Raw genomic sequence first — 24,582 nt, 5'->3', positions numbered from 1 at the left:
GTCGGGCCACATCGCCCGCGAGACGGTCAACCGGCGGTTCAAGCGCCTCGCCGACGAGGCCGGCGTGACCGTCGACGGCGACGTGCCGACGGCGAAGCTCTGTCGGCGCTTCTGGTACACAGCCTATCAGGCGGCGGTCGACGAGATGCTCGCCCAGTTGGAGGGCGTCGCCGCGGACCAGGGGTCGAAAAGCGCCGACGTCGTCATGTCGAACTACCTCTCCGAGGAGCGCCGCCGGTCGTTCCGTCGGCAGGCGATGCGCGAGACGCTGGCCGAGGTGTTCGACCTGACGGCGAGTCCGCGACCGTCGAGACGCAGATGCCGCGGTGACTGTGACTGCCGGCGTCACCCCGGCGCGTGCGTTGCGGGGCGACAGCGGCTCACGGCGGCCGCCGGGTGCGTGACCGTCTCGCCGTGTGAGCGGCCGCCCGACGTCGGTGGTCGTGGCTTTTACCCGTGTTGAGGAGTCACCCTCCACTATGGACCTTCGAGTTGCCGGCCTGAACGGTCTCGAAGAGCGAGTCGAGAGCGCGCTGAACCGAATCGGCGAACTGCAAGCTGGCACGCGAGTGCAGTCCGACGCGTTCTTCTCACAGCCGTTCATGAGCGACCACACCGAGTTCGACTCGTTCGCCGCGTTCTGCGAGCAGAGCCCGTGGCCCCTCGACGACGTCAGCGACGTCCAGGACGTCTCCCGTGACCGACTCAACGGATACATCGCGGCGACGACCGACTTCGAGACGTGGGAGGGAATGAAAACCCGGGCCGCGGAGGAGGAGATTATCGACCAGATAGCCCCCTGACTAGCCGACGGTTTGAACCGCGGTCAGGACGTGATACAGGCCGTAGCTGATGAGGCCCGCGCCGAACATCGAGCCGACCCACGAGCCGAGGGTAATGCCGACCTTCCGCAGCGAGACGCCACTCCCGCCGGACGAACTCGCCGCGAGTCCGCTGCCGACGATGCTCGCGATCATCACTTTGTTGAACGAGATCGGGATTCCCAGCACGATTGCGAGCTGGGCGATGAGAAAGGCGGGAATCAGGGCGGCTATCGACCGCCGGGGGCCGAGCGCGGCGTACTCGTTCGAGACGGCTTGCACGAGTCGCGGCCCACGAATCCACGCCCCGAGCAGAATCCCGCCGCCGCCGAGTGCAAGCAGGTAGATAGACGGGAGCCGGAGGTCCGTCTCGAACACCGCCTCCAGTGGGCCGGTCGCCAACCCGACCTGCGTGCCGCCGCTCGTGAACACGACGATGAGTCCCAGCACGACCAGAAACTGATTGATTCCGGCAGTCTCGTCGCGTCGGAGCAACCCGAGCGTCCCGACGAGGGCAACGAGCCCGCAGAGTACGCTCACGGCGACCATCCCGAGGGTGTACGAGCCGCCGACGACCGTCGGAAGAAGCTGGGACGTCGTAGCGAGGTATCGAGCGACTGACCCCTGTGCGCCGCTCGCAGTCGGGATGACCGTGAGTTGGATGTTGGCTAACGCGTAGCCGACTGCGCCACCGAGGACGGGAATACCGACGGTTTCGGGGACGGCGTCGCTTCGGAGCCCCCGCGCGAGGCCGTACGCGAGCACGGCCTCCACGATGGGAATGGCGAACCAGAACCCGAGGATGACGGCGTACTCGTCGACAGCGAACCCGCCGCCGAGGGCGATTCCGGACCCGATCATCGCCCCCGTGACGGTGAACGCGGACGGTATCGGATACCCGTAGGTGTTCCCGATCGTGATGAGGGTCGCGGCGGTCAGCAGGGCCGCCGCCGCCGCGAGCGGCGTAATCGACACGCCGGTCACGAGGTCTTTGCCGATGGTCTCGGAGATGCTGCCTCCCTGAAGGACCGCCCCCAGTCCGGCGACGATGCCGACGAGCAGGGCGGCCCGAAGAACCGAGAGCGCGTTCGCTCCGACGGCGGGCGCAACGGGCGCAGAGTTACTGTTCGCCCCGACGGTGAACGACATGAACAGGGCCGCGAGGAGCGCAATCGAGAGAACGAGCAGTACGGATGCCATACTCACACCACCCGACGCGGTCTCTGGTGGTGTGGTATCCAGAACGGTCGGCGACGACGACAGGTTCTCATGTGACTGAAAACCGAGCCACGAGACAGATGAACCCATCGAAATCACGTATATCGGCTGATAGTGAAGCAATCGTCTCGATAAGTAATGCGATGCATATCCGAACAACGGTAACGCAGGTTTCAGGGTCGCGAGAGTGCGAGTCAGTCCCGGAAGCGGCTCGAACGATGCCGATTCAGATCGGGAGCGCTGGTCTCGATCGCACGGGTCCGAACACCGTCTCGACGACCAACTATCGACTTCCGAACGAAATCGGAGAGGAGTTCTTCCAAGTCGGTATCGTCGGTATCCTCGCCATCGCTATTCCCGTACCCGACCGCTCACCGGCGAGCGATCGGAGTACGCGTCTGACTCCAGTTGAGGTCGGGTTCGATAAACCACATAGAGCGATACATAAGAACACACGGTACGCCTCACACAGTTTCGGAGGATGAATGTGTTGCGTGCCTTCTCAACAAGGCTATCGGGCTTGAATCAAACCTGGTGACGAGTACCTGCATTCCGACTCCGTTTCTCCGGGAACGGTGGGGTGTGTAGTCCAAATACCAACGGTTATGCTGAGAACTGACAACTCGTTTCGCTCCCTATAGAGCTGAACTCCAGAACTTCTGACGATATCTGAGGAGGCTTTGCGAGGGGGAGTCAAGCGACGAGGAGCCGACACAGTTTTGATTCTGTGGAATCAACGCGAGTGCCTCGGGGCTTGACCCCGAGGCGGTTCATTGCTACAAGAGGATCAGTACGAAACTGGCATCTCCGCTGAGTACGTGGGTGCCTGATAGCGCTTCAGTCGTTCTTCGGCGAGTCGTCGTGGGAAGACCCACTATCGGCGAGGAGGAGTGAGGCGTCCACCCGCCAACTGCTCTCGGTGCAGTTCGTGTGGCCAGATATCAGCCGGCAACCGGTATTCGAATCCGCGGGGCCGTTCTGAAATGACGAATATGTGCTAGACCCGCCCCGAGGCCCACTATCTGCACTTCCATCCAGAGTCCAGCGGTGGGACGAGTCCAGCGATTTCGTCGCCGAAACCGAACTCAGAGGGGCTTTACTACGGAATCTGACTGGAAGGGCAGGTTAAAATAATCCGGACAGAATTACAAATATAAGTTTGTAAATCCTCGCACTCCCTTCGTAAACGTCACCTGACAAGTGACGTTCGCCGTGCAATAGTCACCCAGATAATATTCTCTAATTCAGAACGAACGTTCGACGTGAGGGCGATCAGTACGCGAGTAGCGTCAGTGATGCCGGCTATCGGCCTCGTAAACGAACGATTCGGAGAAGCGACAGTACACACCGGGATTCGCTGTTCTCAGACAAAGAATTCTGTCGATGGCCGTCGGCTTCGAGCGACCGCCGTGTCCCGTCGGCCGTGGCGATCGGACGCCAATTGTGCATCGGCTCGCATCAAAGCGCCCGAAAGCGGAGCGTTCATGCGTGGTGAGGCATGTGAGCAGCGTTCGAAGCGTCTGAGTTCGCGCCCCAGGCTATCGAAACGCGAGCAGCACGCAACTACCCCAAGAGTTTACTACAGGCTACTCAGTTTGGATACTCATGAGAGAATGGATCGATTCATACGAGGAGCGCGACTGGCAGACGACCACCGATGGAAGCGTTCGATACGCGTTAATCGGCCTCGGGTGGTGGACCGTCGACGTTGCACTCCCCGCCATCGAATCGTCCGAACTCGGGGAGGTAACGACCCTTGTGAGCAGTACGACCGAGAAAGCGCAGCGACTCGCTGATGCCAACGGCGTCGACCACGGCATCAGCTACGACGAGTTCCACGAGGGGAAGGCGGAATCGGCGTACGACGCCGTGTACGTCGGAACGCCGAACGCATTCCACCTCGAATACGTCGAAACCGCGGCATCGCTCGGCAAAGCGATCCTCTGCGAAAAGCCGATGGAATCGACCGTCGAGCGGGCAAGACAGGTCGTCGAAACGTGCGACGACGCCGACGTACCCCTGATGGTCGCCTATCGAATGCACACCGACCCCGCAGTCCGTCGGGCCCGTGACCTCATCGAATCGGGGTTCATCGGCGAACCCGTGTCGGTGTACGGGAACAACACCCAACCGCTGCTAAAGATGATTCCCGACGAGGACCAATGGCGGCTCGACCCGGAGCTGTCGGGCTACGGAACGTCCGTGATGGACCTCGGAATCTACTCCATCAACACGGCGAGATTCCTCCTCGACCGTGACCCGGTCGCGGTGCAATCGCAGATGAGTTCTCACCACGACGCGTTCGAGGACGTCCCCGACGAACGGTCGGGGGCGCTGTTAGTCCTCGAAGACGACGTGAAGATGGTCACCACCGACAGCCAAAACGCCCACGAAGACACCCAGCTCAAGATTACGGGAACCGAGGGACAGATAGACCTGCACCCGGCCTTCCACGGGAAGTGCTCGCTCCATCTCTCGCGTAACGACACCAAAGTCACCGTCGAACACGAGACGTTCGACGACGAACGCGAGATGAGAGAGGAGTTCGACTACTTCTCAGACCGTATCCTCAGCGATACCCCGGTGTACGCAGACGGGAGACACGGGCTCGAAGACATGCGTATCATCTCCGCGATCCACGAGGCGGCCCGGACCAACGAAGTAGTGGAGCTCTGAGCGGGTAGTCGGTTCGGGTCTCGAACCCGCTGTTGAACGCACCCGAGTCAGGGTTGTCGGAGAGGAGATCAATCATAGTAGATGACAATTATACTGATTTAATGCCCCACTGTATCTGTCTTTTGATATTTATGCCGGAAGGCGAGAGCCGCACAGAAGAATCGGGGCATCGGGTGCGATTGGTCGCGGGATACACTAACGATGGGCCGAGCGCCTCATCGGCGAGCGACCCGCACCCTTCGGGGAGACGGCCACCCGTCACACACCGTCACCACTACTCGACTCGGCGAGCGCGCTCTCGCGCCCGGACAGACGGCTGGCTGGGTCCGGCCGGGCGACGCTTATCCCGCGATCTCCTCGGCGGCGAACGCCTCACGGAGTCGGTCTTCGTCCTCGGGCGAGAGGTTCGTCTCGATGATCTCGAACTCGACGTCCGACAGTTCGGCTTTGATTCGGTCGACCTGTGCGTCGTGGGACAACAGAAACAGCGCGGAGTTACCGGGTTCGACCGTGTTCGCGACCTCTTTGATGAACGCGTCATCGATGCCGATGTCGGTGAACTTGCCGCTGAGCGCGCCCGTCACGGCCCCGACCGCCATCCCGAGCCACGGCATCCAGAAGATGACGCCGATGAGGAGGCCCCAGAACGAACCCCCCAGCGCGCCGACGCCGACGAGGCTCTGGGCCTGTTTGACTTTCACCTGCCCGTTTTCTTTTCGGACGGCGATGGCGGCGTCCTCTATCGTAATCAGTTCGCGCCGCTGGAGGTGGTACAGCTTCTCCCGCATGTTCTCCGCACCGTCCATCGTATCGAACGCGAGTACGACCAGTGAACTCATCTCATCAACTCAACCACACGTAAGCAGGAAACCATAATAAACTGCGTTTACCGAGTCGCTGACTGTCTCAGAGCCAGTAATTCGTGGAATACCGAAAAGTCAGTAACGGCCCCTTGAACGAGTTTCGCCCGGCGACGTCGAGAGCGGTCGCCCGTTCGGCCCGCGGCGACCTGCGCCTCTATATTCGTCGCCCGCCAATCGTTCGGTATGACCGATCGGGAGTCGTTCACGCACGAGGAGTGGCGGACGCTCGCGCAGACGCCGGTCGAGGTGATGTACGGCGTCGTCGTCGCCTCGAACGGCGGCCTGTGGCGAGAGCTCAAAACCATTCGTCGAACCCTTCGACACGCCGACGAGTTCGAGCCGGAGACGGAACTCGTCACGCACCTCGCCGGGTTCGTCCGGGTGAACGCCGGCCGAGTGCGACGCGACGCGGAGACACACGATTTCAACCGCGCGGTGGCGAAGGCCCGCGCGCACGACTACTGTCGGGAGGCGGCGACAATCGTCCGAGCGCGAGCGACCGCGGCGGAGCGAGCCGAGTACGGACAGTTCGTGCGCTGGTGTGCCGAACGAGTCGCAGACGCCGGCGTCGAGGGCGGACTACTGGGATTGGGGGGCCGGCGAATCAGCCGGCCGAGCGGGCGTTCATCGACGCTATCGGGGAGACGCTCGCAATCGCCGACGGGGCACGCGAGACAATCGAGTAAGCCATCCTATCAAAGCACTCATATTTTTTGGTCCCGCGGGACGTTGTACTCCGTATGCGACTCGTTCAGGTGTTGATACCCCGGGGGAGCCGAGAGAGCGTGCTTGAGTCGCTCGACCGACAGGCCATCGACTACGCCGTCTTCGAGGAGGTCGGCCGCGGCGACTTCGAGGCGATGGTACAGTTCCCGGTCCCGCCCAGCGGCGTCGAGACGGTGATGGAAGAACTGACGAACGCGGGCGTCCGAGGCGACAGCTACACTATCGTACTCCCCACGGAGACGGTCGTCTCGCAGCGCCTCTCGGCTCTGAAAGAGCGCTTTCCCGGACTCCGCATCTCCCGCGAGGAGCTCCACGCGAGGGCCGAAGACCTCGCGCCGGCGAACTCGACGTTCTTCAGCTTCCTGATTCTCAGCACGGTCATCGCCGCGACGGGCCTGCTTCTCGACTCCGCGGCGACGATTATCGGCGCGATGGTCGTCGCCCCGCTGATGGGACCGGCGGTTTCGGCGTCCGTCGGGGCGATACTGGCCGACCGGCAGATGGCGACCCGCGGCGTCGTGCTTCAGGTGACGGGGCTCGCGGCGGCCATCGCGACGGCCGCCGTCCTCGGCGTGATACTCCAGCAGACGATTCTCATTCCGCCGGGCGTCGACATACAGGCGATACCGCAGGTCGCAGAGCGCACCAGTCCGAACGTCCTGTCGCTGTTCCTCGCGTTGGGGTCGGGTATCGCGGGGGCGATAAGCATCATGCGCGGGTCCGGGTCGACGCTCGTCGGCGTCGCCATCGCCGTCGCGCTCGTCCCGCCGGCGGCGACGTCGGGGTTGGGTATCGCGTTCGGGCTTCCCGTGGTCGCCGTCGCGGGCGCGGTGCTCGTCGTCGTCAACCTCCTCGCCATCAACCTCTCGGCGCTGATTCTGTTCTATCTGTCGGGGTTCAAGCCGCTGGACGCCGACGAGCGGGAGGGAGTCAGAGCGTCCATCGCCTCTCGAATCGCCGTCATCGGCGTGGCTATCGCGGTTCTCTCGCTCGTCCTCGCCGGCGTGACGTACGCGTCGTTCCAGACCGCGTCGTTCGAACAGCAGACGCAGACCGAACTCCAGCGACAGTTCGAGGAGGCGGACATCGAGGGCGTCGAACTCGTCAGCGTCACGGTCGACTACAGGCCGGTGGACCTCCTGGTGGGGAATCAGCCGCGCGTCGACGTCCTGGTCGGGATTCCGCGCGACCTGCAAGCGCCCCCCGACCTCGCACAGCGGTTCGACGACCAACTGACCGAGGGGTTGGACCGAGACGTGGTCGTCAGGGTCGGCTTCGTCGAGGCGCAGGTCTCCGACGACGCGGCGACGAGAGCTTCGACCGGCGCGTTCGCATCCACCAGTCGCCCGCACACAGCCAGTAACCGCACGCTCACCGGTACGGCGCTCGTTAGCTCCCCGGGGGCATGGCCGTGACCGACGCGTACTACTTCATCAGCGACCTCCACATCGGCGGCGACGAGCAACTGGGGCAGGTCGACTTCCTCGACGAGCTTCTGTCGTTCCTGCGGACGCTCGAAGCGACCGACGAGGACGCCGAACTGATCATCAACGGCGACGCGTTCGGGCTGTGGGAGTTCACCGACGTCGACGGACTCGACAAGTTCGACGCGCTCGTCGAGCGCTATCCGGAGCTGTTCGACCAGTTCGAAGCGACGGGCGAGCGAATCCCCATCACGCTCATCCCCGGGAACCACGACTACGAGCTCGCGGCCTACCCGGAGTACGTCGACCGGCTGGCCGAGTTCAACGTCACGCTCCGGCAGGAGGTCTCGATAACCCGGCGCGTCGGCGACTACGTCGTCTACATCGAACACGGGATGCAGCGGGACCCCAACAACCTGATTCCGGACTTCGGAAACCCCCACGCGAACCCGCCGGGGTACTTCGTCAACAGGCAGGTCACGAGCCGCGCCGGCCGGCTCTCCGAGCGCGGGAAGTTCAACTGGCTCAAAGACGTGCAGGCGGTGACGCCGATGACGCAGATTCCGGCGTGGATGCTGTCGAACTACTTCTATCGGGAGATGAGCCCGTGGCTCAGATACGTCTCCGCCCCGTTTCTCCTCCTTTTCAACGTCGGCTTTCTCTACGTGCTCGCGTTCGCGCTCGACGCCGCCGGTCTCTGGTCGCTCCCGATGGACCTCATCGAACGGGTTCTCGGGCTGTTCGGCCCGGTCGGGACGCTGGTCGACCTGCTTTTGACCGCGAATCTCGCCGTCACGCTGTTGCTGATACTGGTCGCGGTACCGCTTTTCGTCTTCGCGCGCGACGTCCGAAAGACGCTCCGGCGGTTCGGCATCGACCGGCCGGAAGAACGGGAGTCGTCGGCGGACACCTATCTGACGGCCGCCAGAGAGCTGTTCGCGTCCGACCCGGCGGTCGCGGTGTTCGTCTACGGCCACACCCACCGACCCGCGGTCACCGAAATCGAAGGCGGGGTCGTCGTCAACACGGGGACGTGGCTGAAGCGACTGCGCCGCGTCGAGTCCGCGTTCGGCGTCCTCCCGCCCGTGTTCTACTCGTGGTACCAACTCAACTACGTGCGCGTGTCGGCGACGGAAGACGGCGGGGTCGCCGTCGACTACGAACTCGTCGAGAAGTCCGCGCCGAACGAGGAGACGTGGTTCCAACGGCTCGTCACGTCGACACCGAGGCGGGAGGCCGCGATTCCGTCGCGGACGGTCGTCCGGCCGACGACCGAGTCGGGCGGGTCGAGCGAGTCGGTTGCGACCGAGTCGATTGCGACGGAACCCGACACGGCCGACCGCTGACGGTCCGAACCGCAGACGGGAGGAAACGACATATGACTCGGCGGCGATACTGTGGCATGGCGCAGACGTCCAGAGACCAGGTGTGGACGGTGGTCGACCCTGATTCCGAGAACCGCTGGGGCGAACGGTTCGAGCGCCTCGTGTTCGTCCTCGCGTCGGCGAACGTCGTCGCCGTCGTCCTCTCGACGGTCGAGTCGCTGTACGAGCGGTTCGGAGCCTACTTCGACGGCCTGCTCGTCGCGTCCATCGCGCTGTTCACGTGCCTGTACGTCGTCCGGCTCTGGGCCGCCGGCTCGGCCGCTCCCGACGCCGGACGGAGTCGGTTCGCGTTCGTCCGCGACCCCATCTCGGTCGTCGACTGTTTCGTCATCGCGACGTTCTGGACCGGACTCCTCTTCGAGATACGGCTGTTCGAGTCGGGGCTGTTCCGCGTCTTCTGGCTGGCTCGCGTGCTGAACCTCTCGTGGTTCAGACGCTCCCGGCGGCGGTTCAAGCGAGTCCTCGACGCACAGCGCGACGACCTCGGGGTCGCGTTCAGCGGGGCCGGGATGTTGGTCCTCGTCTCGTCGACGCTCATGTACTTCGTCGAGGGAAGCGTCCAACCGGACGCGTTCTCGTCGATTCCGGAGACGCTCTGGTGGGGCGTCGTGACGCTCACCACGGTCGGCTACGGCGACGTGGTTCCCGTGACGCCGCTCGGGCGTCTGCTCGGCGCTGCGACCATGCTCGGCGGCGTCGCCTTCTTCGCGCTCCCGTCGAGCATCTTGGCCGCGGGGTTCTTCGCGGAGCGGGCGGGAGAACGGGCGCAGGAGACCGAAGAGACACGGACGACCGACCGAGGACGGCCCGGAGGAAAGCGGGTCGAATGGTGCCCGTACTGCGGCGAGTCGCTCGACACCGGGTCGTCGCACGGCTGAGCCGAACCGACCGGAAGACGGGCCACGCCCGCCGTCAGCAGGGTTTATCGAACAGGACGTGGTATCAACAGGGATGGACGCAGACGCGAACGCTCACGCCCTCGGAGAGGGCACGGTGGTGACCGACTCGGCGAGCGGGCTGGCGTACTGGGGGCCGGCCGTGGCGGTGAGTCTCGCGATGTTCATCGGGGTCATCGACTCGACGCTGATGAACGTCGCGATTCCGTCCATCGTCGCCGACCTCGACACGACCGTCACGGTCGTTCAGGGCGCGATTTCGTTCTACGCGATGGTCATGGCGGCGCTGATTCTCCCCGGCGGCAAGCTGTCGTCGATGTACGGGATTCGGCGGCTGATGACCGCGACGCTCCTCGTGTACGGGGTCGGGACGACGCTGGCGGCGCTGAGTTGGAACGTCGTCGTGCTCTACGTCGGCTGGTCGGTCGTCGAGGGGGCCGCCGCCGCCGTGTTGCTCCCGCTGACGTTCACCGTCCTCCTCGTCAGCTACGAGGGCGCAGACCGGGCGAAAGCCCTCGGTATCCTCGCCGGAGTGAACGCCGCGGGTGCCGCGTTCGGACCGCTACTCGGCGGCGCGGTCACGACGTTCGCGAGTTGGCGATGGGGGTTCGGCATCGAGGTGCTAATCGTCCTCGTCGCGCTCGCGTTCGTCAGGTATCTCCCCGAGGAGTCTCTGAGCGAGACGCCGACGAAACTGGACGTCGGCGGCACGGTCCTCTCGGTGGTGGGGACGACCGCCCTCGTCGCCGGCGTCCTCTTGGCCGGGCGGTACGGCTGGCTATTGGCCCGCCGGCCGTTCGTCGTCGGCGACGTGCGACTGGACCTGCTCGGCGCGTCTCCGACCCTCTGGCTCGTCGGCTTCGGGGCCGTCGTCTTCGCGGGCTTCGTCCAGTACGAGCGCCGCGTCGAGCGCGAGGGCGGGTCGCCGCTCGTCCCGGTCCGGCTCCTATCGAACGGGCAGTTCACCGCCGGCGTCGTCACGAACGCCGCGCGGTCGTTGGTCCTCGCGGGGTTCATCTTCGTCGTCCCGGTCTTCCTCCAGTCCGGGGCCGGATACACCGCGTTCGAAACTGGCGTCGCAATGCTTCCGTTCTCCCTCGCGACGTTCGTCGCGTCCATCTTCACGACCGACTGGCGGCGGGTCGTCGCGCCGAAACTGCTGATTCAGGGCGGCGTCGTGCTCATGGGGATCGGCGTGCTCGCGCTCGTGTCGCAGACAACGCTCGACGCGACGGTGACGCAACTCGCCGTACCGATGGGGCTCGTGGGGCTCGGTCTCGGGCTCGTGATGGCACAACTCATCGATATGACGCTCTCGGCTGTCGACCAACGGGACTCGGCGGCGGCGTCCGGCCTGCTGAACGCGACGATGATGCTCGGCTACTCGTTCGGGACCGCCATCGTGGGCGCGTACCTGCTCGGGCGCTTTTACGACGGCGTCGTCGACGGCGTGCTGACCGCCATTAACGCGAGCGTGTCGGCGAGCGAGCGAGGGGCGCTCGTCGTGGCGCTGGAAAACGCCGCCGAGACGGCGACCGAAGAGACCCAACGGGCGTTTCTCGCCGGTCTCACACCGGCGCAACGGGAGCTACTGACCGACGTGTTCGACGCCTCGATAGTGCAGGCACAGCGGGAGACGCTGTTTCTCCTCGCGCTTTTCGTGTTGCTCGTGCTCCTCGTTTCGACGCTCCTACCGGACGAAGGGACCAGCGGCGACCCGTGAGCCGTGAGCACAGCGTCGTTCGCTGTCGTCGCTCTCATCGCTGTCGTCGTCTCAACGAACAATGCGTTGAGTGGGTAGACTGACGTGAGGCCGCCATTCAAAATATTTGTTTTGATAACTTCCTCACCAACAGGTATTGAATAAAAATAGCAATATTGAATTCAGAGACGACTGAGAAGATTTATCTAAATGCCCCTACTCAACCCTCTAAAGTCACAAATTCTAGAATTTGTAAAATGTATTCAGACATAATAATGTGAGTACCCAACATAACAAAATTAGATTCGTAATCGTAGTTTAAAATATTTATATCCAAAAAATCCGATTTTATTCGGCATCGTTATACAATATCCTCGTTAGTCTGTATCGACCAATTATCGGACGTGAATCCGTATTTGGCAGTAATATGGTATTTAAGGGACTCAGGGGCCACGGCAGGACGGACGGGGAGGCGAACAGTTGATGACGAGGGGGGTCGGGATAACGCGACAGCAGGTGAGCACACTCGTGCTGACGCTGGTGACGGTGATTTCGCTCGTCGCGTGGGTACCCGTCGGTGCGGCGGCGGTCACGAACGGCGCGGATATCACGCATTCGAACCTCTCGGTGACGCCGACGACGCTCTACGAGGGAAGCGCCGTCACCGTGAACGTCACCGTCGAAAACACCGGGGCGTCACAGCAACCGTACAACACGACCCTCACCGTCGACGGCGAGGTCGTGGCGTACCAAACCGGGACACTCAACGCGAGCGAAAGCCGACAGCTCACGTTCACGGAGACGCTCTGGGGGGCGGGGACCTACGACGTCGCCGCCGGGGGGCTCGCCGCACAGACCGTGACCGTCGAGGCGGCCAACGCGAAGTTCCACGGCGGGCCGGGCAACCTCGGGAACTACCCGAACCAGGAGGGGCCGCTCACCGAACCCGTGGAAGTCTGGAACGTCTCCGACACCGCCCCGCAGGTGATGCAACCGACCATCGTCGGCGACACGCTTTACACCGCGTTCCACAACGGCGGCAGTCTGTACGCGTTAGACCCCGAGACGGGCGCAGAGAGATGGAACGCGACGCCCGGCGGCCTCGACGGGTCGACGTGGACCACGCCCGCCTACGCCAACGGCGTCCTCTACCTCGGAAGCAACGACCACAAGCTACACGCCATAAACGCGACCGACGGCACCGAAATCTGGAGTTACGAGACGCAGACGAACGTCCGGTCGGCCCCCGCGGTCGTCGACGGCGTCGTCTACTTCGGGAGCAACGACGGGAACCTGACCGCGGTCGACGCCGACACCGGCGAAGAACTCTGGTACTACACGATGTACCAGCCGGTGCTGGTGGAGTCGAACCCCGCGGTCGTCGACGGCGTCGTCTACGTCTCGGCCGACGACGACAATCTGACCGCGCTGAACGCCACCACCGGGGCGAAACTCTGGAACTACACGCTCCTCGACGAGAGCCAGTCGGACCCGACGGTCGCGAACGACACGGTGTTCGTCGGGAGCGACAGCACGATGGGCGAAACAAGCGGGAACGGAAGCGTGTACGCCATCAACGCGACCGACGGCACCAAGCGCTGGAACTACTCGATGGCGGGCGACGTGGATTCGAGTCAGGTGTACGCCGACGGCGTCGTCTACGCCGGGAGCCGCGGCGGCGAACTCGTCGCGCTCGACGCCGCCGACGGAAGCAGACTCTGGAACGCGTCGGGGAGCGACTTCCGCGGCGCGCCGGTCGTCGCGGGCGACGTGCTCTACATCTCGGATTTCGGTGACTCGACCGTTCGCGCGTTCAACGCGACCGACGGGACGGAACTGTGGTCGTACAACTCGCCAGCGAGCAGCCTCTACGCGACGCCGCTCGCGTGGAACGGCTATCTCTACTACGGCAGCGGCAGTCAGTTCCACGCGCTCGCGGAGCCGGCACCGACCGTCTCGGCGGTCAACGCGACCAATCCCACGGAACAGAACCTTTCCGTGTCGTTCGACTCGTCGCAGGCTCTGACGAACATCTCCGTCTCGGTCGCCGGCCCGAGTTCGACGGCGTTCACCGAGGCCGACTTCACGGAATCGGGGAGCGAGCCGTACACGTACACGCTCGCGTCGCCGTACGAGACCGGAAGCGACGGCACCTACACCGTCACGGTCGACACCGCGGAGAACGCCGACGGGCAGGATGGGGCCGCAAGCGAGTCCGACAGCGTCACTATCGACACGGTCGCGCCCGCCGTCGACGCGGGGGCGAACGCCACCGTTGACGAGGACGTGGCGCTCGACTTCAACGCGACGGCGACCGACGCCGTCGGCGTCACGAGCACCTCGTGGGACTTCGGCGACGGCTCCGCGAACGTGACCGGCAAAAACGCCACTCACACCTTCGCAGACCCCGGCACCTACACGGCGACGTTCACCGCCAGCGACGCCGCGGGGAACGAGGGAACCGACACGCTGGTCGTGACCGTTAACGACACGACCGCACCCACCGCAGACGCGGGCGCGAACCAGACCGTCGACGAGGACACCGCCGTCGACTTCGACGGCTCCGCCTCGACCGACAACGGCGTCATCGACAGCTACGAGTGGGACTTCGACGACGGCTCCCCGAACGCGACCGGAGCGACCCCGAGTCACACGTTCGCCGACCCCGGTACCTACAACGTCACGCTGAACGTGACCGACAGCGGCGGTAACGCCGACGCCGACACGCTGGTCGTGACGGTCGACGACGCGACCGCGCCGACCGCAGACGCGGGTGCCGACCAGACCGCCGACGAGGACACCACCGCCGAGTTCAACGCGACGGCGACCGACGCCTCGGGAGTCGCGACCTACGAGTGGGACTTCGGCGACGGCTCCGCGAACGCGACGGGCGAAAACGCCACCCACGCGTTCGCCGACCCCGGCACCTACACCGTCACTCTGAACGCGACCGACACCGCCGGCAACAGCGCGTTCGACACGCTCGTCGCGACCGTCAACGACACGACCGCGCCCACCGCCGACGCCGGGAGCAACCAGACCGTCGACGAGGACACCGCCGTCAAGTTCGACGCCAGCGGGTCGACCGACAACGGTGCCATCGACAGCTACGAATGGGACTTCGGCGACGGCTCCCCGAACGCGACCGAAGCGACTCCGAACCACACGTTCGCCGACCCCGGCACGTACGACGTGGTGCTGACGGTGACCGACGCCGCCGGCAACGCCGATTCCGACTCGATGGTCGTGACCGTCAACGACACGACCGCGCCCACCGCAGACGCCGGCGACAACGTGTCGGTCACGGAGGGCGACGCGGTCAAGTTCGACGCCAGCGGATCGACCGACAACGGCGCAATCGACGCCTACGAGTGGGACTTCGGCGACGGCGCGAACGCGACGAACGCGACCGAGACCCACAGCTACGGCTCGACCGGCACCTACACCGTCACCCTGAACGTGACCGACGCCGCCGGCAACGTCGATTCGGACACGATGACCGTCACCGTGAACGAAGAATCGTCGTCATCGTCGTCGTCGTCATCCTCCTCCTCCTCGTCGGGGGGAACCGCGGAGACGACCGAAGAGACGGACGACGACGCGGACGTCGTCGTCGACACGGCGAGCGAAGGGACGACGAAGCGGTCGGACGTGTCGGTGACGAACGTCGACACGACCCGCCCCGTCGTCATCCCGCTCGAACCCCCCGCGACCGACGCCGAGGCCGGCGGGAGCGAGACCAACGAGTCCGCCGGGGGCGCTGGGGACGCCGCGAGCGCCGACGAATCGGCGTCGACCGCCGCCGAGAACATCTCGGTCGCACAGCTCTCGATGAACGTGAAAAACGAGGACGACTTCACGCTGAGCGTCACGACGTACGAGGCGTCCGAGGACGAGGCCACGAGCGAGCGCTTCCGGCGCGAGACGGGCGCGACCTCGGCGGGCTACGTCGTCGTCGACCACTCGATACACGACGACGACATCGACGACGTGACGTTCACGTTCAGCGTTCGGAAGGACTACTTCGAGACCACGGGCGTCGGCCCGGAGTCGGTCGCGCTCTACCGCGACGAACAGACGCAGTGGCGCAGGCTCGACGCGAGCCTCGTCGAGGAGTCCGAGTCGCGCTACGTCTTCGAGGCGACCTCGCCCGGCCTGTCGCGGTTCACCATCGGCTCGACCGTCCCCGTCTTCGAGACGACCGCCGCGGAGGTCACAGAGACGAGCGTGTCGGTCGGAGAGGAAGTCGAACTCTCGGTCGACGTGTCGAACCTCGGCGGCGCGGGAGGCTCCCACGAACTCGACTTACTGGTCGACGGCGAGCGCGTCGCCGGCCAGACCGTGGAACTCGGCGCGTTCGAGAACGGGACGGCCACGCTCAGCTACGCGTTCGACGAAGCCGGAACGTACGAACTCGCGGTCGGCGACCGAGTCGTCGGCAGCGTCACCGTCGAGGACGCAGGCGAGACCGAGACGGCGGCGTCGGTCGACGACTCGACCGCCGAGGCTACCGGCGGCGAGGCCGTCAGCGGTGAGACCGACGGCGATGAGACCGGCGGCGACGACGGCGGCAACGCCACCGGATGGACGCTCGCCGTCGTCGCCGTGCTACTCGCCGCCGGGCTGGGCATCGCCTACCGGCGGCGAGAGCGCGACGAGTAGCCCCGAAGCGACCCGATTTTTCGGCGATTCGTGAACAGAATTATTAGTTGAGAGACACGAATGGGAGTATGACCAGATTTCGCGCGCCGTCCGAACTCCCGTGGCGACGGCGGTACAGCCTCGCCGGCGGACTCGTCGCGGCGGCGTTCGTCTCGTGGAGCTATCTGGACGGGCGGTCGGCGATGTCGCTGAGCGCCGTGTTCTTCGCCGGACTCGTCGTCGGTGCGCTGGCGAAGCGACGGCACGGAACGGCGACCGGCGTCGGCGTCCGGACGGGACTCGTCGGCGGCCTCCCCGTCCTCTGGATACTGGCCACCGTGTTCGGGGCCGCCACCGCGCTGTCCGGCCCGACGTGGTTCGTCGTCGGGGGGTGGTTGATGATGCTCGGCGGGGTCGCCACCGTCGGCCTGCTCGGATTCGGCCTGTCGGCGCTCCTCGGCGAAGCGGGCGCGAGGGTCGGCGCGGCGCTGACGACATATGACCCGCCGTCGCCGGCGACGAGCGAGTGAGCGCGTCGGCGGGCGCGACTCCGCAACCGCCCCGAGTCAGGACGAGAAAATAGTCCGGGAGTGACTCGTCCGGGAATGACCCCGGCGTCAGCGCTGTTCTCGCGCGGCTTCGACCGAGGCGAAGAAGCCGAAGTACGCGACGACGCCCGCACCCAGACAGAGGTAGAACGCCCACTGCGGCCCGTCGACGACGTCGAACAGGAGCGAAACGACCGTCACCCACGCCAGGGCGAACAGCAGGTCGGTCAGCATGCCCGAGCGGTGCTCGCGCACGTGGGTTCGAATCGTCTCCGCGAGGCTCATCGGCGGGTCACCCCGTCGGGAGCCGCGGACGGCGCGTTCGTCCTCGCGCGGGTCGTGTCGTGCATGGGTTACGGTTCCGCTTCGGCTTCCGCTTCCGCTTTCTTTTCGTGGACGTCGACGACGAGCACCGGAAGTCGGGTCCGCCGCAGGACGCGTTCGGTCACGCTTCCGAGGACGACCCGGGAGAGACCGGACCGGCCGTGCGAGCCCATCACGACGAGGTCGATATCGGTGTCCTCGACGAACTTTCGGATGGCTCGCGCCGGTTCGCCCGGGACGACGTGTTCGCGGACGGTCAGTCCGTGTTCTGCGGCGGCGTCGGCGACGTAGCCCGTCGCCTTGTCGGCCGCCTCCTTCACTTCGGGCATGTCGTCGAGGCGACCCTGTCGGATGCGGTCGACCTGCTCTGTCCCCAGCGAGTAGCTGGTGGCGTCGACGTCGACGACGTACAGCGCGTGGACCGTCGCGCCGTACTTCGAGGCGAGGTCGACCGCCTGTTCGACGGCGTACTCCGCCGCGTCGCTTCCGTCAGTCGGAACGAGGATGTGTTCGTACATTGGTTAATCGTCCGCGGGGGACTGGCCCCCGTCGGCGCTCATGACCACGTCTTCTGCGGACTGCTGCTGGCCCATCGGTTCCGGGCTGTGACACTGTCGGACCATCTTCTTGATTCGCTCGGGCGGCTCGTCAGTCGCCATCGAGACGGCGATGGTGACGACGAACACCAGCGGCGTGCCGACGAGCGCCGCGCCGATGGCCGGCACGAACTCGGCGAAAGCGTCGCTGAAGTGGAAGATGAGGTCGTTGACCACCGCGGCGACCCAGAGCGCGAGGCCGATGCTCATGCCCGCGAGCGCGCCCTGACGGTTCGTGTTCTCCCACCAGAGACCGAGGAAGAACATCGGGAACAGCACGATGGCCGCGAGGGAGAACGCGAGCGCGACCAGTTCGCCGACGAGCGCGGGCGGGTCGAACGCGGTTATCGTCACGATGACGCCGAGCGCGACGATGGTCGCCCGGCCGACGAACACCTGCTGACGCTGGGTCGCGTCGGGGTTGATGATGTTGGTGTAGATGTCGTGGGAGACGGCGGACGAGGCGGTGATGAAAAGCCCCGCCGTCGTCGCGATGGCGGCGGCGATGCCGCCGGCCGCCACGAGGCCGACGAACCACGTCGGCAGGTTCGAAAGCTGCGCCGCGAGCACGACGATGAGGTCGCCCTCACCGCCGCTCATACCGCCGTTGGCCGCGAACGTCGGGCCGTACTGGGAGGCGTCGTAGAGGTCGACGCCGAACGCCGCCAGCGCCGGGGCGCTCCAGTACAGGAGCAGGATGAAAAACAGTCCCCAGACGGTCGACTGCCGCGCCGTCTTCTCGTTTTCGACCGTGTAGAACCGCACCAACACGTGCGGGAGACCGCAGGTCCCGAAGATGAGCGAGAACGCCGTGGCGATCCAGAGGTAGAACCCCGCGTTGGCGAACGGCTCCGAGAACTCCGCGGACAGTTCGCCGATGAGCTGGCCGTACTCGATTTGCGGGAGGACGGTCGAGTAGCCGCCGGTGAACCCGACGACGTAGACGGCCGTCAGGAACGCGACGATGAGGATGACGTACTGGACGGCCATGTTCTTGGTCGCGCCCATCATGCCGGAGATGGTCAGATAGCCGACCGTAATTGCCATCATGACGACGACCATCGTGACGTAGTCGGTCCCGAAGACGTACAGTCCGACGAGGCCCATCCCGCGGGCCTGTCCGACCGAGTAGACGAAGCCGATGAGGATAGTCGTCAGCGCGCCGATTGCCCGCGCCGTATCGGAGTTGAACCGGTCGCCGACGAAGTCGGGTGCCGTGTACTTCCCGAACCGACGCATCTGCGCGGCCAGGAAGATGAGCAGGACGAAGTAGCCGGCCGTCCAGCCGATGATGAACGCGAGGCCGTAGAAGCCCGCGAGAGCGACGAGCCCCGCCAATCCGAGGTACGAGGCCGCCGACATCCAGTTCGCGCCGATTGCCATTCCGTTCTCGATGTTTCCGATGGACCGGCCGGCGACCCACATCCCCTCGGTGTCGGCGACTTTGAACACGTAGCCGATGGCGAGAAACAGGGCCAACATCCCGACGACCATGACGGCCGGCACGAGTTTGAACGAGATGTTGAGCGCCTCGGGGAGCAGGTCGCCCGACTGGAGGAACACGCTCGGCGTCATTCGACGCTCCCCCCGTCGGCGACGGCGGCCTCGCTCTCACTCTTCGAGCGCGACGTCGACGCCGTGTGGTCGATGCCGTAGCGCTTGTCGAGTTGGTCGCGCTTGCGCGAGTAGACGAACGCGAGGACGAGCGAACTCGTCGGCGACAACACGGCGACGAGGAAGTAGTGCGCCGGGAAGCCGACGACCGGAAGCCGCGCGGTCATCGTCGCCGGTGCGAAGTAGGTGAGCACCGGCGGGCCGAACGTGAGGAGCGCCCACGCGATGAAACCGACCCAGATTACTTTCAGGTGGTCTCGCATGAACGGGGTGCTCGGTTTCAACAGGTTCACCTCCCGCGACAGGTAGTCTATCTCGTCGTGGTCGGAAGCTGTGCTCCGGTCGGCGTTCGTGGCGTGTGAGTCAATATCTGACTCGGTGGTTTCGCTTGACATAGGTTCGGCGTCTCGCAGTTGCTCTCGATTCGCTCGGTCGATTGCGGCCGTTCAGTCGGCCTGAGTGCGGACCTTCGCCGCGATTTCCTCGACGACCTCGGGATTTCGGAGCGTCGAGGTGTTACCCAGTTCCGCGCCGTTCCGCCACGTCTTCGAGCAGGCGGCGCATGATTTTGCCCGAGCGGGTCTTCGGCAGTTCGGGCGTGAACACGACCCGTTCGGGTCTGGCGATGGGGCCGATGGCGTCCTCGACGCCCTCGATGATACGCGCGCGAAGGTCTGGGCCCTCCTCGTACCCGTCTTCGGTGATGACGTAGGCGTAGACGGCCTCGCCTTTCACCTCGTGGTCGCCGCCGACGACAGCGGCCTCGGCGACGCCCTCGACGCCGACGATAGCCGACTCGATTTCCATCGTCCCGAGGCGGTGGCCCGAGACGTTGAGAACGTCGTCGACGCGACCGAGCACGGTGACGTAGCCGTCGTCGTCCACTTTCGCGCCGTCCTCGGGGAAGTAGACCCAGTCGTCGGGGTCGTCGCTGTCGGTGTCGGAGTACTCCGCCCAGTATTCGGAGACGTAGCGCTCGTCGTTGTCGTAGAGCGTCCGGAGCATCCCCGGCCACGGCTTGTTCACCGTGAGGTAGCCCGCCCGGCCGGGTTCGACTTCGTCGCCGTCGGTGTCGACGATTTGGGCGTCGATACCCGGTAGCGGCGGGCCGGCGGACCCGGGCTTCATGTTCTTGACGCCCGGTAGCGTGGTTATCATCATGCCGCCGGTCTCGGTCTGCCACCACGTGTCCACGACCGGACACTCCTCGTTGCCGATGTGTTCGTAGTACCACTTCCACGCCCGCGGATTGATGGGCTCACCCACGGTGCCGAGCAGGCGGAGGCTCGACAGGTCCCGCGACTCGGGGAACTTGCTTCCCCACTTCATGAACGCGCGAATCGCCGTCGGCGCGGTGTAGAAGATGTCGACCGCGTACTTCTCGACGAGTTCCCACATTCGGTCGCGGTTGGGGAAGTCGGGCGTCCCCTCGTACATCACCGTCGTCGAACCGAGTGCGAGCGGCCCGTAGACGATGTAGGAGTGGCCGGTAATCCAGCCGATGTCGGCCGAACACCAGTAGGTGTCTTCCCTCTCGATGTCGAGGACGGCGTGCGAAGTCCACGTCGCGTAGGAGAGATAGCCGCCGGTGGTGTGTTTGACTCCCTTCGGTTGCCCGTCGTGCCCGACGTGTACATGAGGAACAGCATGTCCTCGGCGTCGCGTTCGACCGGCGCGACTCGCTCGCCGCTCTGTTCGTCGAGGAGGTCGTCCCAGTCGTGCTGGTTGCCCTTCAGGTCGTGGCCGAAGCCGTCGTCGCCGAGGCGGTCGACGACGACCGTCGCGTCGACGCCGTGGTCGACGCCGTCGAGGCCTTCGTTCGCCTTGTCGAGGTGGTCGAGCGGGTCGCCGCGGCGGTAGTAACCGTCGCAGGTGACGAGGAACCGGGAGTCAGCGGCGTTCATCCGCGTCGCCAGCGCGTCGGCCGAGAAGCCTGCGAAGACGACGTTGTGGGGCGCGCCGATGCGGGCGCACGCGAGCATGGCGACGGGGAGCTCCGGAATCATCGGCATGTAGAGCGTGACTACGTCGTCCTCCTCGACGCCCTGCGCGCGGAGCGCGGCCGCGAACTCGTTGACCTCGCGGTAGAGGTCCTGATACGTGTACGTCCGCGTCTCGCCGTGTTCACCCTCCCACTTGATGGCGACGCGGTTCTTGTCGCCGTTTTCGACGTGGCGGTCTACGCAGTTGTAACAGGCGTTCAGTTCGCCGCCGGTGAACCACTCGTAGAACGGCGGGTTCGAGTCGTCCAACACCTCGTCGTACGCTTCGTCCCAGTCGAGCATCTCGGCCGCCCGCTCCCAGCATTCCGGCCAGTTCTCCTCGAACTCGTCGTAGATGTCGGGGTCCGAGACGTTCGCTTGCGCGACGAACTCCTCGGAGGGGTCGAACTCGTCTTGTTCTGCCAGCCGTGCCTCCAGTTCAGCGTCACCCTGTGCCATAGTACGTGCTAACGAGTCTCTACAAGGGGCATAAGTAGGGTAACTAATTATCGAAAATTAACAGCACAATTATACACGATAGTCTTTAGGAGCGTTCACAGGCTTCAGAGCCGGATATGGTTGGTCTGGATTATTATAGATATTCTTTAGTAAACTATCATTCAATAATGAACGATTGTGTGCCAAGGCGTCGCACGCCTAAGGGTCTAGGGTCGAAGCCTCCTCGTCGGTGTCGTCGTCGAAGAACGCGGTCATGAGTTTCTGCTGTGCGGTTCGAAGATGTTGGTGGAGCGTCGGCGACGAGATATCTATCGAATCGGCGAGGTCTTCGGCGGTACTGCCGCGAGGCCACTCGAAATACCCGGCGAGATAGGCCGCTCGCAGGACGGACTGTTGCTTGTCGGTGAGTCGCGCCACGAGCGACGCCCGGAAGTCGGCGGTGTTCCGCGCGGGCCGTTCGACCTCCTGTTTCGCGACGAGTTCGGTGTCGGGATAGGCGTCGGTTAGGTCGGACAGCACGTCTCGCAGCGGCGTTTCGTTCGAGAACTCGCCGACGAAACGGGCGACGCCGTCCTCTGCGACGAACCGCGAGACGGTGCCGTCGTAGGAGGTGAGCGCCGTAATCGTCGACCCCGCGGAGAGCGCGACTTCGAGGAGCGACTCCGTCCCTCGGTCCCGTATCAGGCGGATATGCTCGACGTCGGCCGACGACTGCAACTCGTCGAACACCGCGTCCGTCGCCGCCTCCCGGACGGTGAGGAAACACAGCAACGCCCGCTCCTCGATGGGGACGACGCCGCGGAGTCGAATCGAACAGCCGAGGTCCGCGGAGAGTCGAACGAGCACGTCCCGCTCGTCCGAGGATTCGAACTCCAATTGGACGACCGTATCAGCCAGCAGTAGCTTCCGGCGCTCGGCGGCGGCGATTGCCTGTCCGACGTGACGACCCAGCGTCGCCAGTACGTCCGCCTCGGGGTCGGTGACCTCCTCGCCGTCGAGGGCGACGTAGAGCGCGCCGTAGGCGGTTTCGCCGTGTACCAGCGGAACGACGGTAAACGGGCCGTTCTCCGAGGTCGATGACGAGCCGAGACGCGCCGTCTGGACGGCCCCGGCCTCGCACGCACGCCGGGTGAAATCCGTGCCTCGACCGGCGAGCGACCGACGGACCGCTTCGAGCGACCCCTCGTCGATGCCGGCGGCGATGAGCGACGCTCGCGCGTCGGTTTCGCCCGACTCGGTCCAAGCGAAACGGTACTGGTCAGACTCGGCGAGTCCGTCACAGACCGCCTGTTCGACCTCGTTTCGGGTGTTCACCGCCGAGAGTGCCGACCCGACGCTTCGCGCGGTCTCGACGACCCGATGCAGTCGGTCGGGGTTCCCTGCCCCGGCACGCCCGCCGCCGTCGACGGGGGCCGGCGAGAGCGCATCGAGAACCTCGTCGTCGCTCGGTTCGTCGAGGAGCGGCGCGAGGCTCTCGATGCGGTCCCATCCACCGATTCGCATGATGACGCTCGGAGGGACGCCGTCGGCGAGCATCGTTCGGGCGAAGTGCCGACGCAGGTCGCGGGTCGAGATCTCCGCCAGTTCCTCGCGGCCGGTCTCCTCGGCGGCCCGCGTTCCGACCGACGCCACGAGCATCTGGAGACGCCGCGGCGTGACCGGAAGCACCCGCTCCGTCTCGTCGATGCCGGTCGTCGTGACGTACTTCCGAACGTCGTGTTCGACCTCGTTCGGCAGATACGCCGCCCGCCCGTCGGTCGGGACGGCGAGGAAGTAGAGCTCCGTTCCTCCGCGTCGCCGCTGGGTCACGTGTGCGGGCTCGAATCGACTCATCTCGGCCGGCGTGAGGCCGACTTCCGCGCCGAGACGAAGCACGAGGTCCTCGCGGTACGTCTCGGTCGACCGTCGCAGTCGCTCGTACCCGCCCGCCGACAGCGGCGTCGGTTCGGAGTTTCCGTCCCGCATCTGTTTCGTAATACTCTCGATAAGCGAACTAAATCTTCCGAAAGAAGGACAGTACCGACAGCACGGAGATGGCAATTAGCGGTAAGCACCGCTCTCGAACGATACTAACTGCGTTTCGCATAGGCAGAGATTTCCGAAACCGTCGTCAGCCCTCTCGGACGATGGATTCGAGTTCGCCGACGATTTCCGGGTTCTGGAGCGCGGACGTGTCGCCGAACTCCTCGCCGTTGGTGATGTTTTCGAGGAACCGTCGCATAATCTTCCCGGAGCGCGTCTTCGGGAGGTCCGGTGTGAACACGACGGCGTCCGGCGTGGCAATCGGACCGATGCGCTCGCGGACGTGTGCGGCGATGCGCTCGCGGAGGTCGTCGTCCCCGGAGACGCCCGTCTCCAGCGTGACGTAGGCGTGGATACCGCCCGTCTCGGCGTCGGCGACGCTGACGACGGCGGCCTCGACGACGCCCTCGACGCCGACGATGGCCGACTCTATCTCCATCGTGCCGAGTCGGTGGCCCGAGACGTTGATGACGTCGTCCACGCGACCGAGCACGGTGACGTAGCCGTCGTCGTCCACTTTCGCGCCGTCGCCGGTGAAGTAGTGCCAGCCGTCCACGTCGAGCTTCGCAGCCTCCTCGCCCCAGCGGTGGCCGCGTCGCAGGGCGAGCGGCATGCCGGGCCAGGGGCGCGTGAGAACGAGATAGCCGGCCTCGTTCACGGGGACCTCCTCGCCGCGGCCGTCGAC

At 65.1% G+C, this 24,582-nt stretch carries 16 protein-coding genes and 3 pseudogenes; 10 read left to right on the top strand and 9 right to left on the bottom strand.

The features are described 5' to 3' along the window. Positions 1 to 330 (top strand): annotated as a pseudogene (locus ATB1_RS01535) (site-specific integrase); the annotation flags it as partial. Between the two features lie 149 nt (positions 331 to 479). Then, positions 480 to 803, top strand: coding sequence for a hypothetical protein (locus tag ATB1_RS01530; protein ID WP_042661945.1), 324 nt, complete (start codon positions 480 to 482; stop codon positions 801 to 803). Here ATB1_RS01530 and ATB1_RS01525 read toward each other — a convergent pair whose 3' ends face one another. Then, positions 804 to 2,021, bottom strand: a complete 1,218-nt coding sequence (locus ATB1_RS01525; RefSeq protein ID WP_042661950.1) for an inorganic phosphate transporter — start codon at positions 2,019 to 2,021, stop codon at positions 804 to 806. A gap of 1,623 nt (positions 2,022 to 3,644) precedes the next feature. Here ATB1_RS01525 and gfo6 point away from each other — a divergent pair. Beyond that, positions 3,645 to 4,715: a D-xylose 1-dehydrogenase Gfo6 gene (gfo6, locus tag ATB1_RS01515; RefSeq protein WP_042661943.1), complete on the top strand. Its 1,071-nt coding sequence runs from the start codon at positions 3,645 to 3,647 to the stop codon at positions 4,713 to 4,715. A gap of 341 nt (positions 4,716 to 5,056) precedes the next feature. On the opposite strand, the gene ATB1_RS01510 is transcribed toward gfo6, so the two are convergent. Beyond that, complete coding sequence (locus ATB1_RS01510) at positions 5,057 to 5,521, bottom strand: DUF1269 domain-containing protein (protein WP_082256226.1); 465 nt, start codon at positions 5,519 to 5,521, stop codon at positions 5,057 to 5,059. Between the two features lie 240 nt (positions 5,522 to 5,761). Here ATB1_RS01510 and ATB1_RS01505 point away from each other — a divergent pair, with 240 nt between their 5' ends. From ATB1_RS01505 to ATB1_RS01475, 7 genes are all read left to right on the top strand, one after another. Continuing rightward, complete coding sequence (locus tag ATB1_RS01505; protein WP_241767992.1) at positions 5,762 to 6,340, top strand: hypothetical protein; 579 nt, start codon at positions 5,762 to 5,764, stop codon at positions 6,338 to 6,340. Continuing rightward, entirely contained in the window at positions 6,319 to 7,719 is a 1,401-nt protein-coding gene (locus ATB1_RS01500; protein WP_241767991.1) for a TIGR00341 family protein, read from the top strand. Before ATB1_RS01505 ends, ATB1_RS01500 begins: the two co-directional genes overlap by 22 nt. Beyond that, the gene (locus ATB1_RS01495; RefSeq protein WP_042661948.1) at positions 7,716 to 9,074 is read left to right on the top strand and encodes a metallophosphoesterase; all 1,359 of its coding nucleotides are present in this window, start codon (positions 7,716 to 7,718) and stop codon (positions 9,072 to 9,074) included. Before ATB1_RS01500 ends, ATB1_RS01495 begins: the two co-directional genes overlap by 4 nt. A gap of 56 nt (positions 9,075 to 9,130) precedes the next feature. Further along, positions 9,131 to 9,991, top strand: a complete 861-nt coding sequence (locus ATB1_RS01490) for an ion transporter (protein WP_042661941.1) — start codon at positions 9,131 to 9,133, stop codon at positions 9,989 to 9,991. 73 nt (positions 9,992 to 10,064) lie between these two features. Next, positions 10,065 to 11,732, top strand: a complete 1,668-nt coding sequence (locus ATB1_RS01485) for an MFS transporter (protein ID WP_082256225.1) — start codon at positions 10,065 to 10,067, stop codon at positions 11,730 to 11,732. A gap of 462 nt (positions 11,733 to 12,194) precedes the next feature. Continuing rightward, positions 12,195 to 16,373, top strand: coding sequence for a PKD domain-containing protein (locus ATB1_RS01480; RefSeq protein WP_042661940.1), 4,179 nt, complete (start codon positions 12,195 to 12,197; stop codon positions 16,371 to 16,373). A 68-nt stretch (positions 16,374 to 16,441) separates the two neighbouring features. Next, entirely contained in the window at positions 16,442 to 16,882 is a 441-nt protein-coding gene (locus ATB1_RS01475; RefSeq protein WP_042661939.1) for a DUF5518 domain-containing protein, read from the top strand. A gap of 87 nt (positions 16,883 to 16,969) precedes the next feature. Here ATB1_RS01475 and ATB1_RS01470 read toward each other — a convergent pair whose 3' ends face one another. From ATB1_RS01470 to ATB1_RS01440, 7 genes and pseudogenes are all read right to left on the bottom strand, one after another. After that, a complete protein-coding gene (locus tag ATB1_RS01470) occupies positions 16,970 to 17,185 on the bottom strand; it encodes a hypothetical protein (RefSeq protein WP_042661938.1) in 216 nt (71 codons plus the stop codon). Positions 17,186 to 17,253: 68 nt separating this feature from the next. After that, the gene (locus tag ATB1_RS01465) at positions 17,254 to 17,742 is read right to left on the bottom strand and encodes a universal stress protein (protein ID WP_042661937.1); all 489 of its coding nucleotides are present in this window, start codon (positions 17,740 to 17,742) and stop codon (positions 17,254 to 17,256) included. 3 nt (positions 17,743 to 17,745) lie between these two features. Continuing rightward, a complete protein-coding gene (locus tag ATB1_RS01460; RefSeq protein ID WP_042661936.1) occupies positions 17,746 to 19,395 on the bottom strand; it encodes a VC_2705 family sodium/solute symporter in 1,650 nt (549 codons plus the stop codon). Continuing rightward, positions 19,392 to 19,829: a DUF4212 domain-containing protein gene (locus ATB1_RS01455; RefSeq protein WP_042661935.1), complete on the bottom strand. Its 438-nt coding sequence runs from the start codon at positions 19,827 to 19,829 to the stop codon at positions 19,392 to 19,394. The genes ATB1_RS01460 and ATB1_RS01455 overlap by 4 nt, the downstream gene beginning before the upstream one ends. 51 nt (positions 19,830 to 19,880) lie before the next feature. After that, positions 19,881 to 21,875 (bottom strand): annotated as a pseudogene (gene acs / locus ATB1_RS01450) (acetate--CoA ligase). 198 nt (positions 21,876 to 22,073) lie between these two features. Beyond that, positions 22,074 to 23,840 (bottom strand): bacterio-opsin activator domain-containing protein, encoded by a 1,767-nt coding sequence (locus ATB1_RS01445; RefSeq protein WP_042661934.1) that lies wholly within the window; start codon positions 23,838 to 23,840, stop codon positions 22,074 to 22,076. A gap of 145 nt (positions 23,841 to 23,985) precedes the next feature. After that, positions 23,986 to 24,582 (bottom strand): annotated as a pseudogene (locus tag ATB1_RS01440) (AMP-binding protein); the annotation flags it as partial.

Source organism: Haloferax sp. ATB1 (assembly GCF_000730175.1).
This window is presented reverse-complemented; position numbering and strand designations above follow the sequence as displayed.